This is a genomic window from Subtercola vilae (assembly GCF_004923255.1).
In the GTDB taxonomy this organism is placed as follows: Bacteria; Actinomycetota; Actinomycetes; order Actinomycetales; family Microbacteriaceae; genus Subtercola; species Subtercola vilae.
The window spans coordinates 67,111-81,892 of sequence record NZ_QYRT01000001.1; the positions used below are offsets into that span (position 1 = coordinate 67,111).

The 14,782-nt window shown below is 65.9% G+C and carries 12 protein-coding genes; 6 read left to right on the forward strand and 6 right to left on the reverse strand.

Annotated elements, in window-relative coordinates; translation table 11 throughout:
* Positions 1 to 120: 120 nt before the first annotated feature.
* The 5 genes from D4765_RS00345 to D4765_RS00365 are packed head-to-tail and all read right to left on the reverse strand — an operon-like array spanning position 121 to position 5,538.
* Positions 121 to 1,098: a sugar-binding transcriptional regulator gene (locus D4765_RS00345; protein WP_201799186.1), complete on the reverse strand. Its 978-nt coding sequence runs from the start codon at positions 1,096 to 1,098 to the stop codon at positions 121 to 123.
* A 40-nt stretch (positions 1,099 to 1,138) separates the two neighbouring features.
* On the reverse strand, positions 1,139 to 2,134 hold the full coding sequence (locus tag D4765_RS00350; protein ID WP_136640229.1) for a sugar phosphate isomerase/epimerase family protein: 996 nt from the start codon (positions 2,132 to 2,134) through the stop codon (positions 1,139 to 1,141).
* On the reverse strand, positions 2,131 to 3,669 hold the full coding sequence (locus tag D4765_RS00355) for an FGGY family carbohydrate kinase (protein ID WP_136640230.1): 1,539 nt from the start codon (positions 3,667 to 3,669) through the stop codon (positions 2,131 to 2,133). Before D4765_RS00355 ends, D4765_RS00350 begins: the two co-directional genes overlap by 4 nt.
* Complete coding sequence (locus D4765_RS00360) at positions 3,662 to 4,663, reverse strand: transketolase family protein (RefSeq protein ID WP_136640231.1); 1,002 nt, start codon at positions 4,661 to 4,663, stop codon at positions 3,662 to 3,664. Before D4765_RS00360 ends, D4765_RS00355 begins: the two co-directional genes overlap by 8 nt.
* Positions 4,660 to 5,538: a transketolase gene (locus D4765_RS00365; protein WP_136640232.1), complete on the reverse strand. Its 879-nt coding sequence runs from the start codon at positions 5,536 to 5,538 to the stop codon at positions 4,660 to 4,662. The genes D4765_RS00360 and D4765_RS00365 overlap by 4 nt, the downstream gene beginning before the upstream one ends.
* Before the next feature lie 69 nt (positions 5,539 to 5,607).
* On the opposite strand from D4765_RS00365, the gene D4765_RS00370 reads away from it, so the two are divergent.
* Positions 5,608 to 6,543 carry a nucleoside hydrolase gene (locus tag D4765_RS00370; RefSeq protein WP_136640233.1) on the forward strand — a complete coding sequence of 312 codons (936 nt, stop codon included), beginning with the start codon at positions 5,608 to 5,610 and terminating at the stop codon, positions 6,541 to 6,543.
* 22 nt (positions 6,544 to 6,565) lie between these two features.
* Here D4765_RS00370 and D4765_RS00375 read toward each other — a convergent pair whose 3' ends face one another.
* Positions 6,566 to 7,168 carry a TetR/AcrR family transcriptional regulator gene (locus D4765_RS00375; protein WP_136640234.1) on the reverse strand — a complete coding sequence of 201 codons (603 nt, stop codon included), beginning with the start codon at positions 7,166 to 7,168 and terminating at the stop codon, positions 6,566 to 6,568.
* 168 nt (positions 7,169 to 7,336) lie between these two features.
* Between D4765_RS00375 and D4765_RS00380 the strand changes: the two genes are divergently transcribed.
* The 5 genes from D4765_RS00380 (at position 7,337) to D4765_RS00400 (ending at position 14,757) form a co-directional block, all read left to right on the forward strand.
* Positions 7,337 to 8,857, forward strand: a complete 1,521-nt coding sequence (locus D4765_RS00380; RefSeq protein ID WP_136640235.1) for an ABC transporter substrate-binding protein — start codon at positions 7,337 to 7,339, stop codon at positions 8,855 to 8,857.
* Positions 8,858 to 8,942: 85 nt separating this feature from the next.
* On the forward strand, positions 8,943 to 9,884 hold the full coding sequence (locus D4765_RS00385; protein WP_136640236.1) for an ABC transporter permease: 942 nt from the start codon (positions 8,943 to 8,945) through the stop codon (positions 9,882 to 9,884).
* Positions 9,881 to 11,734 (forward strand): dipeptide/oligopeptide/nickel ABC transporter permease/ATP-binding protein, encoded by a 1,854-nt coding sequence (locus tag D4765_RS00390; RefSeq protein ID WP_237280186.1) that lies wholly within the window; start codon positions 9,881 to 9,883, stop codon positions 11,732 to 11,734. Before D4765_RS00385 ends, D4765_RS00390 begins: the two co-directional genes overlap by 4 nt.
* The gene (locus D4765_RS00395) at positions 11,731 to 12,591 is read left to right on the forward strand and encodes an ATP-binding cassette domain-containing protein (RefSeq protein ID WP_136640237.1); all 861 of its coding nucleotides are present in this window, start codon (positions 11,731 to 11,733) and stop codon (positions 12,589 to 12,591) included. Before D4765_RS00390 ends, D4765_RS00395 begins: the two co-directional genes overlap by 4 nt.
* Positions 12,592 to 14,757 carry a beta-galactosidase gene (locus D4765_RS00400; RefSeq protein WP_136640238.1) on the forward strand — a complete coding sequence of 722 codons (2,166 nt, stop codon included), beginning with the start codon at positions 12,592 to 12,594 and terminating at the stop codon, positions 14,755 to 14,757.
* The last annotated feature ends 25 nt before the right edge of the window (positions 14,758 to 14,782 follow it).

Sequence of the window (14,782 nt, forward strand, 5' to 3'; positions counted from 1 at the left end):
GGTGTCTTCGGAGCAGAGCCCGGTACAGACAGGTACAGCTGATTCATTGGCCACACTAAGTGAATGCGATGTCGTGCTTATCGGCAATGCCTTGACTCCGCGCCGCCGACGTGTACAAGTTCACCGCGGCGTGAGCAGATATTCGGCTGTTGCAACGTCGGTGATGAGCACGTCGGCCCAGCCGCCCCGCAGGCAGGCCCGAATGGCCTCGTGTTTGCGGGTACCGCCGGCGATGGCGACCTTTCGCGGAACCGCCCGCAGCTCGGCGCTCGAGATGCCGAGCACCCGTTCGTGCAGTTCGGCGTCGACCAGGGTGCCGTCGGCGTCGAAGAATCGCAGGCACACATCGCCCACCGCCCCGGCGCGCCGCAGGGCATCCTGATCGGCCGCGGTGATGGCGTTACCCGAATTCTGCAGAAGCAGCGACGGCTCGAGACTGCCCACCCCCTCGAGAACCACCGTGAGGCTCGGCCACTCGGTGACGGCCTCGAGAATGTAGGGGTCGGCCAGCAGCGCATCGCGCACGGCGCTCGTCGAAACGACTCCCGGGGCAGGAAAGAACACGGCGTCGGCTCCCGTGACCCGAGCGAGGCGGTCGGTGAGGTGGGTGGCCTGAACCTGAACGGCCGGGTTGCCCACACCGCCGAGCACCTGCACGATGGTCTCGGCCGTGCGTGTGGTGCGGGGTGCCATGGCGTCGACCGTGGCCAGCAGGGTCGACGACCACGACGAGATGCCCACACGATCGCTGCCGGTGAGGGTGGTCTCGAGGTAGGCCGCGCCCGCACTGCCGAGGGCCTGCAGCAGGCCGCGGTCGTCGTCGGCCGCATCGACCACCACGACGTCGGCCAGAGAGTACCGGGCCTGCACGCCGTCTTCGAGCTCGGAGTGCACCCCGGCCGGCGGCACCACGATGGTGCGCACGATGCCGAGGGCCACGGCCTCTTTCAAGAACCGTGACACCCTCGACTGCGAGATGTGCAGCCGGGCTGCGATCTCGGGCTGCCTGACACCCTGCTCGTGGTAGAGCCTGGCGATCTTCGTCAGCAGCGACATGCGGTCGACGGGCAGTCGGCTGCTGGCGCGCTCGAATGACATGCTGTTCAGCGTACGGCAGCCGGATGCCCGGCCCGGTGCCCTACGCGCTCTCGCCGTAACTCGAGAACAGTGCCTGCTGCGCGAGTGCCAGCGCGGTGAGCGAGTCGTGGTTGTCTTGAGCGGCCTGAATGGCGGCGAAGTCGAGTTTCTCGAGGCCCCGGTCGGCCGCCTTCAAGAAGTCGATCGCATGGTTCGCAGCCTGCACGCTGTCTTCGCGAAAAGGAAACTGGTCGAGCTGCCAGACGCCCTCCCAGTTGTTCTTACGAAGCGTATAGAAGAACTCGAACAGCTCGATGGGGTGCACGGTGCCGGCGACCATGTCGTCGTCCCACTGGCGCAGGTTGTCGTTCACGTCCATACCGAACAGGCGACCGTAGTCGATGGCGAGCTGGGCCGAGTCGGCGGGTGACTCGCCGCCGAACAGGGCGTGGCCGAAGTCGAGCAGAATGCCCACGTTCGGCAGGCCGATCTTCTCGATGCCGAGCAGGGTGCGGGAGACGGAGTCGAAGCTCATGTGCACGCGGGGTTCGCGTGGCTTGTACTCGATGACGAACTTCAGGTCGGGGTTCTCGCTGGCGAGCTGGCCCACGCCATCGAGCGAGTTCTTCCAGAGCGCGCCGTGGTCGACCTGGAACGGGTAGTCCCAGCCGTCTTGGCCCGGCCACAGCTTCACGTAGTCGGCGCCGAAGAAGCGCACGACGTCGGCAGCCTCGTTGATCAGCTCGTTGGCGCGGCGGCGAACACCCGGGTCGGGGTTCGTGAAGGCGCCCTTCGCGAACTCGCGGGTGTACATCTCTGGCGTGATGCCGATGACGCTCAGGTTGTTGCGATCGAGGGCTTCTTTGACCTGCTCGTTCGTGAACTCACCGCCGAAGAAAGGGTAGTTCAGGTCGACGACCGAGAGGTCGCGAACCTGGCCGGCGAGGTCGATGGCGTCGATGACGCTGCGCGGTTCGCCATAGCCGTCGGTGGCGTAGCGGTCGACGTAGGTAGCGAAATGCCAGATTCCGGCGCCGTAAACCTGCTTGTTGCTCATGATGCGGTCTCTTTCTCGAAGGAGGTGAGGGAGGGAAGCCTGGTGCCACGGGCGGTCGCCACAGCGGCGAGCCAGCGCTCACGGCGGGTGCGGGCATCCGGCGCCGAAAGCTGGGGCTCGAACACGGTGCTGCCGCGGTCGAAGGCCCGCACGGTGTCGTCGCTCCAGACGCCGGCGACCGTGCCGGCGAGGTGCGCCGCGCCGAGGGCCGAGAGGCCGCTCACGGTGGGGCGCTCGACCCGGCGCTGGCTGAGGTCGGCGACGAGCTGGGCGAGAAAGTCGTTGGCGGCCGGGCCGCCGTCGATGAGAATCGTCTCGAAGCGCCCCGATTCTGCCGATTCGGCAGCGGCGAGCACGTCTTCGATCTGCAGGGCGATCGACTCGACGGCGGCGAGGGCGAGGGATGCCCGGTCGGTGCCGAGGTCGAACCCCGTCATGACCGCTTTCGCCGACTCGTCCCACCAGGGTGCCCCGAGCCCCGCGAACGCGGGAACCAGATCGACGCCGGTCTCGGGCGATGCCGATGCCGATGCGGCGGCCGATTCGGCGAGGGCGAAGAGTTCGGGCGGGGTGACGCCGAGCAGCCCGGCGAGCCAGGTCGCCGTCGAACCGCTCGAGAGAATGTTGCCCTCGAAGGCCAGCGTCGTCTCTGGCGTGCACCAGGCGATGGTGGTGACCAGCCCGGCTTCGGCGTCCCGGCCCGGCGGGAGGAGGCCCATGATCGACGAACCGGTGCCGAGGGTGACCTTCACAGAACCAGGGGTGCGCACGCCGTGGCCGTAGAGGGCCGCATGTGAGTCGCCGAGTACCGCGGCGAAGCGGGTGCCGGCCGGGAGCGACGGTACTGCAGTGACCACCGCCGAGGGCTCTGACGATTCGGCGAGCCGCGGCAGCGCCCGGCGCGGAATGTCGAACAACGCCAGCAGCTCGTCGCTCCAGTCGAGCGTCTCGAGGTCGAGCAGCTGGGTGCGGCTGGCGTTGCCGAACTCGATGCGGTGTTCAGTGCCACCTGTGAGGCAGTACAAGAGGTACGAGTCGACGGTGCCGAGGGCTATCTCGCCGGCGTCGGAGCGCGAACGGTCGGGGTCGACCTGGTCGAGCAGCCACGAGAACTTCAGCGCAGAGAACATGGGGTCGAGGGGCAGCCCCGTGATGGCGCGCACGCGCGGGCCGTGGCCGGCCGCCGCGAGGGCCTGTGCTGCGGCAATGGTGCGCCGGTCTTGCCAGCCGAGCATCGGGCCGAGCGGTTCGCCCGTCGTGCGGCTCCACGCCACGGCCGATTCGCGCTGACTGCTCAGTGCGAGAGCGACGACGCGCGAGCCGAGCCCGGCGGAGGCCTGCTCGATGCCGGTGATGACGCTGGCCAGAATGGCCCGGGCATCCTGCTGCACCCAACCGGGGTGCGGGTGTTGCTGATCGAGCGCGACAGAGCTCGAGCCGATCACTCGGCCCGCCTCGTCGACGGCGATGACTTTGGTTGAACTCGTTCCCTGGTCGACCGCAATGACCACGGGCGACCCGGAGTGGTCAGGCATGGGCACGTGCCTCCCGGGCGGCGGTGACGAGGTGGGCAGAACTCAGACCGAAGTAGTTCAGCAGAAAATCTGTGCTTCCGGTAGGTGCGAACTCGGTCAGCCCCAGGATGCGCAGCGGAACCCGGGCGCCGGCTTCGAGTTGCGACACCACGCTGGCCACGGCAGCACCGAGGCCGCCGGCGACGTTCGCCTCTTCGGCCGTGACGATGGCGCTCGTCTCGCGTGCGGCGGCGACGATGGCTTCGACGTCGAGTGGGGCGATGTACGACGCGTTCAGCACGCGGGCCTCGATGCCGCTCTCGGCGAGCACGGCGGCGGCTTCGATGGCACGGGAGACCAGAGTTCCGGTGACGATGAACGTCACGTCACGGCCCGCTCTGATCTGCTGAAAACGGCCGCGAACAAGCTCGGTGCCTTCGGGCGTCACGTCGGGCACCTTGTGCCGGCCCACCCGGATGAACGTGGGCCGCGGGCTCGCCACGGCAGCCCGCACGGCCTGGCGCGTCTGCAGCCGATCGGCCGGAACAATGATGTCGAGACCCGGGAGAGCGCGCAGCCACGACAGGTCTTCGACCGAGTGGTGTGTGGGGCCGAGTTCGCCGTACGCCATGCCTGGGCTCATGCCGCAGAGAATGACGTTGTGCTGGCTGTAGGCCACGTCGGCCTTCACCTGCTCGAGCGAGCGACCGGTGAGAAACGGTGCCGCGGCGCAGACGAACGGAATCATGCCCGAGCTGGCGAGGCCCGCGCCGACGCCCACCATGTCTTGTTCGGCGATGCCGACGTTGATGAGGCGGCTCGGGAATTCGTCGCGGAAGGCCGTGAGGTTCGACGAACCGACCGAGTCGTTGCACACCGCGACGATACGCTCGTCGGTGCGCGCGAGCCGGATGAGCTCGTCGGCGAAGGCCGTGCGGTTGTCGTAGGTCGGGGCGGTCGGGTCGTTCGTGGCGCTTGGGGTGGTCGCGGCGGGCGCCGTGGTGTCGATGCTCATGACAGCTCCTGAAGTGCGAGAAGCACCTGTTCGGCCGAGGGAACCTTGTGGTGCCACTCGACGCGGTCTTCGATGAATGAGACGCCCTTGCCCTTGACGGTGTTGGCGATGATGGCGACCGGCTTGCCGGTGGTCGAGGGCGCGAAGGCCTCGACGAGCTCGGCGTAGCTGTGGCCGTCGATGACCCGCACCTCGCAGCCGAACGACGCGAGCCGCTCGTCGAGCGGGTCGAGCGCATTGGTGTCTTCGGTGCGCCCCCCCTGCTGCAGGCGGTTGCGGTCGACGATGGCGACGAGGTTGTCGAGCTTGTACTGAGACGCGGTCATCAGCGCCTCCCAGTTACTGCCCTCCTGCATCTCGCCGTCACCCATCACCACGAAGATGCGAGCGTCGTTCTTCGACAGCTTTGCAGCCATGGCCTGGCCGACGGCGACGGGCAGCCCGTGCCCGAGCGGGCCCGTGTTGGTCTCGACGCCGGGCACCTTGTTGCGGTTCGGGTGACCGTTCAGCGACGAGAGGGGCGCCATGAAGGTGTTCAGCTCGGCCGGCTCGAAGTAACCGCTGTGCGCGAGGGTCGTGTAGAGCGCACCCGCGCAGTGGCCCTTGCTGAGAATGAAGCGGTCGCGGCCGGCCAGCGTGGGGTTCGCCGGGTCGATCCGCAGTGTGTACGCGTAGAGCGTGGTCAGAATGTCGGTGACCGACAAGTCGCCGCCCACGTGGCCCTGGCCCGCGGTCGAGATCATGGTGATGATGCTGCGGCGGGTGAGACGAGCCTTCTCGGCCAGCAGTGCGTCTCGGTCGGCGGCGCTGGCATCTTCGAGCTGTGCGCGCAGAGCGCGCCACACCTCGACCTGCTCGAGATCAGTGGCTAACATCGATTGCATACCTATTCACTAGTGAAGTAATTTACAAAGCTTGTCACGAGCGCGCTTATGCTGTCAACCATGACCCCACCCCGCATGCGCCTGATTCTCGACAATGACTACTCGGGAGACCCTGACGGCCTCTTTCAGCTCGCGCATCACGTTCTGTCACCCTCGGTCGACATCCGGGCCATCATCGGCTCGCACCTGCAGCCGGGCGACCCGTTCGACCCGTCAGAGACGACGGCCGACAACGCTGTGATGCGGGCCCGCGAGGTGCTCCAGGCGTTGGGGCTGGATGCCCGTTTCGCCGTCGTGGCCGGCAGCAATGTCGCCCTCACCGACGCCCGCACCCCGCACGACTCCGCGGGTGCGCGGGCCATCGTGGCCGAGGCCATGCGTGACGACACCGACCTGCCGCTGTACATTGCGTGCGGCGCCGGGCTCACCGAGCTGGCCAGCGCGTTTCTGCTCGAGCCACGCATCGCCGGGCGGCTCACGGTGGTGTGGATCGGCGGCAACGAGCATCCGGCCCTCGCCGTCGAACCGCCGCGCGCTGACGCGGTGGAGTACAACCTCAACATCGACATCGCGGCCGCGCAGGTGGTCTTCAACGAGTCGGAGCTCGACGTGTGGCAGGTTCCGCGTGACGCGTACCGGCAGACGCTGATGTCGAACGCCGAACTCGAGTTGCGGGTACGGCCGTGCGGGGCGGTGGGCGAGTTGCTCTACCAGAGCATCCATTCGGTCGTCGACATGGCGGCATCGCACGACGTGATGCTCGGCGAAACCTACATCTACGGCGACAGCCCGCTGGTGCTGCTCACCGCGCTGCAGTCGTCGTTTCAGGCCGACCCGTCATCGAGCACCTACGCCACAGTGCCCGCGCCGCGCATCGAGGCCGACGGCAGTACGACGTTCAGCGGAGTGGGCCGACCGATCAGGGTCTACACACGGCTGGACGTTCGGCTCATGTTCGACGACCTGTTCGCCAAGCTCGCGCTTCACACGGCGTAGCGGCGCGTCGACGGCGGTGCGTCTACAAGGGTACTGACAACAACCGCGCCACATACGCGTGCACTTCGTCGACCATCACGACCGATGTGCGGTCGAGCAGCCACTGCACCTGCAGCCCATCCATCAGTGCGACGAGCGAGCGGGCCGCGCTCGCCGGGTCGACGCCATCGACGAGTTGCCCGCGCTCTTTCATGTCGGCGAAGGCCTCTGTCGAGATCCCGATGCTCCACTGGTAGCGGGCGATGAAGTACTGGTGCGCCGGATGCTCGGGGTCGGTCGCCTCGGCAGACAGAACGCAGTGCAGCTCGACCAGGCCGGGAATGCTCGCGTTGTACCGCACGAGTTCGACGAGCCCGCGAATCAATTCGATTCCCGCGCTGTCGAGCGGCACGCGCATTCGCGCATCGTCGTCGCGGGCTTCGAGAACCGCTGCCAGCAGCTCGGACTTGTTCGAGAAATGGTGCAGCAGGCCGGCCTGGCTCATTCCCACGCGTTCAGCGATTTCGCGGAGCGAGCCGCTGCGATACCCGGAGGTCGCGAAGACTTCAAGCCCGGCCATGACGATCTCCCGTCGCCTGAGCGAGGTTTTGGCGTAGCTACCGCGAAGCTTGCCCGTGAGTGTCATGCCATGAAGAGTAACAAGATTCAGCATGCGCGTGAGGCTTCTCAGCAGACCTCGAATCTGCGGGTTCACCATTTTCTTTTGAAAACCTAGTGGTCACTCGCTTTTTGTGTTACCTTCGCTTTTCAGATGTAGTCCGACGGCGGATTACCGTTTTGTAAAGGAATAAAGATGTTCCGATGGAAGAGGCTGACGGCTATCGCTGCCGTCGTCGCTCTGGGGCTCACCGGTTGCGCAGCAGGCGGCAGTGACTCCTCGAGTGGCACACCGACCACACTCACCCTGGGTGTTCTGGTACCTGCGACGACGTTCGAAGCGTCAGGTTTGAACTGGGCCAACGAGTCGCCCTACGGCCAGGCCGTGTACGACTCCCTGCTGCGCGGAAACCCCGACGGCTCGATCGCGCCGAACCTTGCCACCGATTACACCTACAACGCCGACAAGACCGTTCTCACGCTGAAACTGCGCACAGACGTGAAGTTCACCGACGGTACGGCCCTCGATGCCAGCGCCGTGGCGCAGAACCTGCTTCGCTTTCGCGATGGCACTTCGCCCAACAAGTCGTATCTCGCGGCCGTGGCAGACGCCACCGCCACCGACACAAGCACCGTGACCATCACTCTCAAGGCCTCCGACCCCTCGCTTCTCAGTAACCTCACCCGAAACGCCGGCATGGTCGAGAGCCCGGCTGCCTTCACGAAAGCCGATGTCGCCACGAACCCTGTCGGTTCGGGCCCCTACATTCTCGACGTTGCAAAAACTGTCGTGGGTACCAGCTATGTGTTCGAGAAGAACCCGAACTACTGGAAGCCCGCTGACGTTCACTACGACAACCTCACGCTCAGTGTCTTCTCCGACGCCACCGCTCTGCTGAACGCCATCAAGGGCGGCCAGGTCAACGCGACGAACACGGCAAGCAACAACGACCTCGACCAGATCACGGCAGCGGGATTCACGATCAATCCACTTGAGCTGAACTGGACTGGTCTGATGCTGATCGACCGCGACGGCACTTCGAACCCCGCGCTCGGCGACGTGCGCGTTCGCCAGGCGATCAACTACGCCTTCGATACCAAGGCCCTGTTGCAGGCCGTCGGCCAGGGTTACGGAACACCCACCTCGCAGATCTTCCCGAAGACATCTGTCGGCTACGACCCCGCGCTCGACTCCGCGTACACGTACGACCCGGCCAAGGCCAAGGCCCTGCTGGCCGCGGCTGGTTATGCGAACGGGCTCACGCTGCAGATGCCGAGTACGTCGCTTCTCGGAACCGCGGTCTTCACGCTGTACGCACAGCAGTTGAAAGACGTGGGCATCACCGTGAACTTCACCGACGCGGGCAACAACTACATCTCTGACGTTCTGGCACCGAAATACGGGAGCTACTACTTCATCTTGCAGGAAGACCCCGACTGGGCGCTCATTCAGTTCTCGATCGCCCCGACCGCGACGTTCAACTCCTATCACACCCAGAATGCCACTGTCGATGCGCTCATCGAGAAGATCCACAACGGCAGCCAGGCCGACTCCGACCAGGCCGTGAAAGACCTGAACAAGTACGTCGTCGACAATGCCTGGTTCGCACCGTGGTACCGCATGCAGTCGAGTTTCGCCACAGATGCCCACACCAAGGTGACCGTGCAGGCCGACAACGCCTACCCGTACCTGTGGAACTTCACGCCCATCTCATAACCCGCTTCACCCGCAAGGTCTGGCGGGGCAGGGCTCTCGCTCGAGGCCCCCGCCCCGCCAGACCGACCGACTCCGAGGATCACCGGTGATCAGATTCATCTTGAGACGACTGCTCTCAGGCGTCATTCTCATCTTCGTCATCTCGACGGTGGCGTACCTGCTGCTCTACCTCGGCGGCGGCGACATCGCCCGCCGCATTCTGGGGCAGTCGGCCACGGCGGCGACGGTCGCCCAGAAGGCGCACGCCCTCGGCCTCGATCAGCCGCTGTTCGTGCAGTACGGCCAGTGGCTGAGTCATGCCGTGACCGGTAGCCTCGGGTCGTCGTGGTTCACCTCGCAGCCCGTGACCGCCGCGATCACCTCGCGGCTCTCGGTCACCCTCTCGCTGGTGATCGGTGCGACCATCATCTCGGCCATCGTCTCGGTCATTCTGGGCGTACTGGCGGCGACCCGCCGCGGCTGGGTCGACAGGGTCGTGCAGATCTTCACCATTCTGGGCTTCGCCATTCCCGGATTTCTTGTCGCCCTCGCCCTGGTCACCGTTTTCGCCATCGACCTCAAGATATTCAAGCCGACGGGCTTCGTGCAGTTCGCGACGTCGCCCGGTGGCTGGGCAGCCACCGTGACACTGCCGATCATTGCGCTCGCGTTGGGCGGTATCGCCGGGGTCACCCAACAGATTCGCGGCTCGGTCATCGATGCCCTTCGCCAGGACTACGTTCGTACCCTGCGCAGCCGCGGCCTCTCCAACACCCGCGTGGTCTACAAACACGTTCTGCGCAACGCCGGCGGCCCGGCTCTGGCCATTCTCGCGGTGCAGTTCGTCGGCCTCTTCGGTGGAGCAGTGATCATCGAACAGATCTTCGCCATCCCGGGCCTCGGCCAGGTGGCGGTCATCGCCACCACCCAGGGTGATATTCCGCTCGTGATGGGGCTCGTTGTGGCAACGGCCATCATCGTGGTCGTCGTGAACCTGATCATCGACCTGCTGCAGGGCTTTCTCAACCCGAAAGTGCGACTCTCATGACCCAAGCAATGCCGCTGCAAGGCCCCACCCTCACGGTGGCCGAAGAAGAGCGTTCCGCGCGCATCAGTCTTTTTCGCCGCCTGCTGAAGAACCCCTCTGGCCTCGTCGCGATGATCTTTCTCGCGCTCATCGTGCTGAGCGCCATTCTGGCCGGTGTCATCACGTCGGCCGACCCGAACGCCGCGTCGCTTCAGGATGTTCTCGCCCACGCCTCGGCGGCGCATCCGCTCGGCGCTGACAGTGCCGGCCGCGACGTTCTCGCCCGGCTGCTCTACGGCAGTCGATTCAGCCTCGCCGGGGCCCTCGTCACCCTCGTGGTGGCCGCCGTCATCGGTGTGACCAGCGGCTTGATCGCCGGGTACTTCGGCCGATGGTTCGACTCGGTCTCGTCGTGGGTCGCCGGTCTGGTCATGGCATTGCCCGGCTTCGTGGTGCTGCTGGCTGCCCGTGCGGTTCTCGGCCCGTCGATGTGGCTCGCCATGGGCATCTTCGGCGTTCTCATCTCCCCCGCTTTCTTTCGGCTCGTCTACGCCTCTGTCTCCGCCGTGCGCAACGAACTGTACGTCGACGCGGCGCGGGTCTCTGGCCTCAGCGACGCACGCATCATTGCGCGGCACATCTTCACCGTGGTGCGCGCGCCCATCATCATTCAGGCCGCCATGATCACCGGTATCGCCATCGCCATTCAGGCGGGCCTCGAATTTCTCGGCCTCGGTGACACGAACGTGCCCAGCTGGGGAAGCATGCTGAACGACGGCTTCGCGAACATCTACAAGAACCCCACTCTGCTGCTCTGGCCGGCCCTGGCCATCGCCCTCACCTCGGTCGCGCTGACACTGCTCGCCAACGCTATGCGCGACGAGCTCGAGCGCAGCTCCGGCAGTAAGAAGCGCCGCGGAGCCACGAAGCGCGCCCAGGTTCTCGTCGAGCACGAGCTCGTGGTCAGCCACCCCGACGATGCCCGCACTGAGGCCGCGCTGGGCGAAGAACTTCTGCGCATCACCGACCTCGCCGTGGGTTACGACCAAGCCGATGGCTCAGTCACGACCGTTGTGAACGATGTGTCGCTCGTGGTTCGCCGCGGCGAGGTTCACGGTCTGATCGGCGAGTCGGGTTCGGGCAAGACGCAGACCGCCTGGTCGATCCTCCGTCTGCTGCCCGACGGCGGCCGGGTGGTGGGCGGCTCGATCTTCTTCGAGGGCAAAGACCTCGCCAAGGCCAGCGAGAAAGAGATGACGGCCCTTCGCGGCAAGAAGATCGCCTACATTCCGCAAGAGCCCATGTCGAACCTCGATGCTTCGTTCACCATCGGCAGCCAGCTGGTCGAGCCCATGCGCGTCTGCCTCGGCCTCAGCAAGAAAGAGGCCACCGCGCGTGCCCTTCAGCTGCTCGCCCGCGTGGGTATTCCGAACCCAGAGCGCACGTTCACGGCGTACCCGCACGAGGTTTCCGGTGGCATGGCCCAGCGTGTGCTGATCGCCGGCGCCGTGTCGTGCAATCCCGACTTGCTCATTGCCGACGAGCCCACAACGGCTCTGGATGTCACGGTTCAGGCCGAGGTTCTCGATCTGCTCCGCGAGCTGCAGAGCGAGCTCACCATGGGCGTCGTGCTCGTGACGCACAACTTCGGCGTGGTGGCAGATCTCTGCGACCGCGTCTCGGTGATGCGCAACGGGCGAATCGTGGAGACGGGGCCAGTGCGTACGATCTTCGCCCAGCCCGAGCATCCGTACACCCAGTCGTTGTTCGAGGCGATTCTCGAAGACGGCGATGCGCGCGAGCCATTACAAGACACCCCCTCGGTCGAGACCATCGTGCTCGAAACCATTGGTAAAGGAGCCTCCAAGTGACCGATGTGCTGCTCGACATCACGAACGTGGTCGTCGACTACCCGATCAAAGGCTTTCGAAAAGAGCCGTTCCGCGCCCTTAAGGGAGTGTCGCTCGACATTCGTCCCGGCGAGACCGTGGGCCTCGTGGGCGAGTCGGGTTCGGGCAAGACCACCCTCGGCCGTGCGGTGCTGGGGCTGGCGCCGGTGACCAGCGGCAGCATCCTGTATCGGGGTAAAGACATCGCGCACCTCAGCCGAGGTGAGCGCCTCGCTCTGTCGAGCGAGATTCAGGTGGTCTTTCAAGACCCGTACACCTCGCTCAACCCGTCGCTGACGATCGAACAGATTCTCGTCGAGCCGCTGACCGTTCGAAAGGTCTCGCAGCGCGACGCCTCGAAGCGGGTGCGCGACCTGCTCGACCAGGTGGGCCTGCCCACCAGTGCCGCAGACCGTCTGCCGCGCGAGTTCAGCGGCGGCCAGCGCCAACGCATCGCCATCGCGCGCGCCCTCGCGCTCGAGCCGCGCCTGATCGTCTGCGACGAGCCCGTGTCGGCGCTCGACCTCTCGACCCAGGCCCGTGTGCTCGAACTGTTCAAAGAGATTCAGGAGCGCACCGGCGTCGCCTACCTCTTCGTGTCGCATGACCTTGCGGTTGTGCGCAGCCTCAGCCACCGCGTCGCGGTGATGTACCACGGCGAGATCGTGGAGTGGGGCGACGCCGACCAGGTGACGGCCCGCCCCGAGCATCCGTACACCCAGCGGCTCTTTCTCGCCGCGCCCGTGCCCGACCCGGTGCGGCAGGAGCAGCGCCGCGCCGATCGCCAGCGACTGCTCGCGGTTCAGGCCGAGCAGAACCTGCAGGCGGGCGTTCTCTAGATGGCACACGACAACGACACCGAGAAGGATGCCCCGGCGATCCGTTTCGGTGCGGCCTACTATGCCGAATACCAGCCGAGCCCGCGTCTCGAAACCGACATGGATCTGATGCAGGCGGCCGGATTCACGGTCATTCGTGTCGGCGAGTCGGTCTGGTCGACGTGGGAGCCCGAACCGGGCGTCTTCGACCTCGACTGGCTCGAACCCGTGCTCGATGCGGCGCACGCGCGCGGCATCGGTGTCATTCTCGGCACGCCGACCTATGCCATCCCGATGTGGATGAAGCGGCTGCACCCCGAGGTGGCGGCCGACGTCGAAACCGGCAAGCCCATGGGCTGGGGCATGCGCCAGGAGATGGATTTCACCAACCCCGCGTACCTCTTCTATGCAGAGCGCATCATTCGCCAGGTGATCGGTCGCTACGCCGACCACCCCGCGGTGATCGGTTTTCAGGTCGACAATGAGCCGGGCATCCGGTTGCTCTACAACGAAGGCGTCTTTCAGCGCTTCGTCGACGAGCTTCGACACACCTACGGCGACGTCGAGACACTCAACACCGAGTGGGGCCTCGTCTATTGGTCGCACCGGCTCTCGACGTGGGCCGACCTGTGGCGCCCCGATGGCAATTTTCAGCCGCAGTACGACCTGGCGTGGCGCCGGTTTCAGGCGAAACTCGTCACCGAATTCATCGGATGGCAGGCCGACATCGTGCGCACGCTGGTCGCGCCGACGAAGTTCGTCACCACCTGCATCTCGTACGACCAGCTCGGCGTCGAAGATGTGGAGCTCTCTGCCCGCCTCGACATCGCCTCGGGCAACGCGTACTACGAGATGGAAGACTCACTCGAGCACCCGAGCAGCGCTGCGCGCGAGAACGGCTGGATCGTGAAGGGCACCTGGGCGCTCTTTCACCTCGCCGATGTCATGTACTCGTCGAAGCAGGGCCCGTTTCTGATCACCGAGACGAACGCCTCGTCGATCGGCTGGTCGCAGCTGAATTTCTCACCCTACGACGGGCAGTGGAAGCAGGCGGCGTGGGCGCTCATCTCGCGCGGCGCCCGCATGATCGAGTACTGGCACTGGCACACCCTGCACTTCGGGGCAGAGACGTACTGGGGCGGAATTCTGCCGCACAGCCAGGTTCCCGGCCGCACCTACGCCGAGATCGCCGAGCTCGGCGCCGAGATCACCAAGGCCGGCGAGGCCGTTGCCGCGTCGATTCCGGATGCCGACATCGCCATTCTGTACGACTCCGACAGCAAGTGGGCGCTTTCTTCACAGGCGCCGTTCCAGGCTCCCGGGCAGTTTTTCGACACCGACTCCTACCGCCGCATCGTGGCCTCGTTCTACCGGGGGGCGTTCGACGCCGGGGTGCAGGTTCGCCTTGTGCGGCCGCAGCAGCTCTTCGCGTCTCGGGGAGCGACCACGACCGCGCGCGGGTTCGCGGCAGAGCATCCGGTACTCGTCGTGCCAGCCTTCTTCACGGCGGCTGACGACGAACTCGAGTGGCTCGACGCCTACGCCGCTGCCGGCGGACACCTCGTTCTCGGGCCGCGCACGGCGTACGCCGACCGCGAGGGCCGTGCCCGCGTCGAGGTCAAGCCGGCGCTGCTGACCGACGCGTCGGGCATCTGGTACGACGAGTTTGCGAACCTGAACTCCGACATCGCCCTGTCGGTGGCCGACCCCGAGGGCGACACGTCGTTCGACCTGCCCACCGATGCTCGCGCGACGGCGTGGATCGACGGCCTGAACGTCACCGATGCCACCCCGCTCGTCAGCTACGAACACCCGCACTTCGGCCAGTGGCCGGCTATCACGACTCGCACGCACGGGGTCGGAGACGTGACTGTGGTGGGCACGCTTCCGAACCAGTCGCTCGCCGAGGCGCTGATGCGCTGGCTGGTTCCCGAACCCATCGCCGGCTGGGCCGACCTGCCGCCCAGCATCACGGTGGCGAGCTCATCGACCGCCGCCGGCGACCGCATCTTCGTGGTGCACAACTGGTCGTGGCAGTCGCTGTCGGCCAGCGCACCGACGGGCCTTCGCGACCTGCTCGACGACACCGTGCTCGCCGAAGGCGCCGCGGTCACGTTCGGGCCCTGGGATGTGCGCCTCTTCACCACGAACCTCACCGAAAACCACAGAGAGAAGCAGAACCCGTGACTTACGAATTGGTCGATGCGCACCG

What these genes read in the sequence shown, in the direction of transcription:
- D4765_RS00345 (WP_201799186.1), bottom strand. Translation starts at nt 1,098, where the DNA reads ATGTCATTCGAGCGCGCCAGCAGCCGACTGCCCGTCGACCGCATGTCG.
- D4765_RS00350 (WP_136640229.1), bottom strand. Translation starts at nt 2,134, where the DNA reads ATGAGCAACAAGCAGGTTTACGGCGCCGGAATCTGGCATTTCGCTACC.
- D4765_RS00355 (WP_136640230.1), bottom strand. Translation starts at nt 3,669, where the DNA reads ATGCCTGACCACTCCGGGTCGCCCGTGGTCATTGCGGTCGACCAGGGA.
- D4765_RS00360 (WP_136640231.1), bottom strand. Translation starts at nt 4,663, where the DNA reads ATGAGCATCGACACCACGGCGCCCGCCGCGACCACCCCAAGCGCCACG.
- D4765_RS00365 (WP_136640232.1), bottom strand. Translation starts at nt 5,538, where the DNA reads ATGTTAGCCACTGATCTCGAGCAGGTCGAGGTGTGGCGCGCTCTGCGC.
- D4765_RS00370 (WP_136640233.1), top strand. Translation starts at nt 5,608, where the DNA reads ATGACCCCACCCCGCATGCGCCTGATTCTCGACAATGACTACTCGGGA.
- D4765_RS00375 (WP_136640234.1), bottom strand. Translation starts at nt 7,168, where the DNA reads ATGACACTCACGGGCAAGCTTCGCGGTAGCTACGCCAAAACCTCGCTC.
- D4765_RS00380 (WP_136640235.1), top strand. Translation starts at nt 7,337, where the DNA reads ATGTTCCGATGGAAGAGGCTGACGGCTATCGCTGCCGTCGTCGCTCTG.
- D4765_RS00390 (WP_237280186.1), top strand. Translation starts at nt 9,881, where the DNA reads ATGACCCAAGCAATGCCGCTGCAAGGCCCCACCCTCACGGTGGCCGAA.
- D4765_RS00400 (WP_136640238.1), top strand. Translation starts at nt 12,592, where the DNA reads ATGGCACACGACAACGACACCGAGAAGGATGCCCCGGCGATCCGTTTC.